Consider the following 2,527-nt stretch of genomic DNA (forward strand, 5'->3'; position numbering starts at 1 on the left):
GATGCAAGGGGCCTGCCAGCGGCCGCGACAGATGCGGGATCATCAGCCCGACGAAGCCGATGACCCCGGCGACAGAGACCAGGATCGCCGTCGAGAAGGCGGCGACGAGAAACGTCATTCGGCGCATGCGCGCCACTGGCACGCCAAGGCTTTCGGCGGCGTTTTCGCCGGCCAGGAAGGCATCGAGCCGGCGGTGGTTCCACAGCGCGTAAGCCAGAATGGTGCCCGCACCCAGCGCGCCCAACCAGATATTGTCCCAGCGCGCCAGGCCAAGGCCGCCCATCGTCCAGAACAACACGGAGTGGGCGGCGCGCTGGTCGCCGGCAAAGACCAGGTAGTTGGTCAAGGCGGTGAACATGAAGGACACGGCAAGGCCGGCGAGGATCAGCCGCTCCGGCCCTTGGCCCCTCACCCGCGCGACCAGCAGCAGGACGACGCCGGCGGCCAATATGCCGCCGGTGAAGGCCGCGACCGGCAACGTCCAGATGCCAAAGCTGTCGCCGAAGACGGTGATGACGGAAACAGCACCGGCGGCGGCGCCCGACGACAGGCCGAACAGGAACGGATCGGCGAGATCGTTGCGGGTCACTGTCTGCAGCAGCGCGCCGACGACGCCGAGGCCCGCGCCGACGCAGATGGCCAGGATCGTGCGCGGCAGCCGCAGATCGACGACGATCTTGCCGACCGGCCCGGACACGTCGTGCCCGCCTAAGCCGATTGCGCGGCCAAGCGCTGCTACAACGTCGGCCAGCGGGATCAGCGTCGAGCCATAGGCGATCGACAGCAGAGCGAGAGCGGCGATCGCCGCCGCTCCCGCCAGCATGGCCAACGCAAATGCCGGATGGCGCAAGCTCAAAATGCTTCCGGGTGCATGGCCTTGGCGATCTTGTCGATCGCTTCGATGTTGGCGGGTCCAGGCGTCAGCTCGGCGTAGCGGAGGGCAACGAAGCGCTCGTTCTTGACCGCGTCGGTCTCCTTCATGGCCGGATGCGCCTTCAGGAAGTCGAGCAGCTTCCTGTAGCCGCCACCGTCCTGGTAATCGAGCAGGATGAGGAATTGCGGATTGCGCGACGCCACCGTTTCCCAATCCGTGTTGCCCCAGCTGGTGTCCATGTCAGCCATGATGTTGTCGCCGCCGGCGGCAGTGATCATGGCGCTGGGGATGGCGAACTTGCCTGCGGTGAACGGCTTGTCCTCGCCGGAATCGTAGAGGAACACCCGCGTGCCCTTGGCGCTGCCGACCTTGGCGGTGATGTCGGCGAGCTGCGCCTTCCAGCCAGAGACAAGCTTTTCCGCCTCTGTCTCCTTGCCGAAGATCTTGCCCAGCTTTTCGACGTCGCCGTAGAGCAGGTCCATCGAGGCGGCGGGGCGCCTCTTGTCGAGATGGACGCAGCTTTCCGCCAGAACCAGCGTCTTGATGCCGTGCGGGGCAAGCGTGTCGGGCGTCACCTCGCCACCCGGCTTCATGCCGTAGTACCAGCCGGCGAAGAAGAAATCCGGCTCCACGGCCACGAGGTTTTCGAGCGTCGGATATTTCGGCGCCAGCTCCGGGATCGAACCCTGCTCTGCCTTGAATTCGGGACCGACCTTGTACCATCCGGTGATGCCGGTCAGGCCGACGATTGACGGCTGCAATTTCAGCGCGAAAGCCATCTCGGCCATGTTCAGATCATGGATGACAGCGCGCTTCGGCGGCGCGTCGAAGGTCAGCGGCTTGCCGCAGCTGTCGACGGTTACCGGGAAGGCGAAGGCGGTCGAGGTCAGCAGCGAGACGGCAAGCGAAAAAGCGAGGCGTTTCACGGGTATGCTCCTTGTGGGTGGGATCGGGTCGACTATGGAACGGCTTCAATCACGACGGCGGCGCGGCACGGTTCGGAACCTCGAACACCGTCAACTCTCGATCCTCGGTCGGATGGCGCAGGCGCAGCACATCGATGCCGAAAATCTCGCGGATCAGCTGTTGGGCCAGCGCTTCGCGCGGTGCGGCGAGCGCTTGCAGGCGGGCATGATTCATCACCGCAACCCTGGTGGCGAAGGGTGCTACCAGCGCCCGATCGTGCAGCACCGCGATCACCGTTATCTCGAAGCCTGCCACGAGGTCGAGCAGTTCGCCGCGGGCGCGCGGGTCCAGATGGGTGGTCGGTTCGTCGAGGAACAGGATTTTGGGCTGCTGGGCGATGGCGCGCGCCAGTTGGGCGCGCTGGCGCTCGCCGCCCGACAGCGAGCCGACGGTGCGGCCAAGCTGCGGCAGCAGGCCGGTCCGCCGCAGCGCCTCGACGGCGATATCGCGTTCCTCGCGCCTGCGCCGCAGCCCGGCGTGCGGGACCCGGCCAAGCTCGACATAATCGATCACCGCCAGCCGCGGATCGGGCTGGTCGGTCTGGCCGACAACGGCGATATGCAACGCCCGCTCGGCGGCCGAAATCCTGTCCAGCCCGCGTCCGCCAAGCTTCACCTCGCCGGAACTTGGCCGCAGCATGCCCGACAGCATGCGCAGCAGCGTCGTCTTGCCGGCGCCGTTGGGACC

3 protein-coding genes are annotated in these 2,527 nt (G+C 66.4%); all 3 read right to left on the reverse strand.

Annotated features, from left to right (window positions below; translation table 11 throughout):
* On the reverse strand, positions 1–823 hold an 823-nt coding region (locus EN932_RS33830; protein ID WP_245483379.1), incomplete at its 3' end, for an iron ABC transporter permease.
* Positions 824–852: 29 nt separating this feature from the next.
* Positions 853–1,800 (reverse strand): ABC transporter substrate-binding protein, encoded by a 948-nt coding sequence (locus EN932_RS33835; protein ID WP_027163210.1) that lies wholly within the window; start codon positions 1,798–1,800, stop codon positions 853–855.
* Positions 1,801–1,849: 49 nt separating this feature from the next.
* On the reverse strand, positions 1,850–2,527 hold a 678-nt coding region (locus EN932_RS33840), incomplete at its 5' end, for an ABC transporter ATP-binding protein (protein ID WP_164890775.1).

Source organism: Mesorhizobium sp. M7A.F.Ca.US.002.01.1.1 (assembly GCF_004022955.1).
In the GTDB taxonomy this organism is placed as follows: Bacteria; Pseudomonadota; Alphaproteobacteria; order Rhizobiales; family Rhizobiaceae; genus Mesorhizobium; species Mesorhizobium ciceri.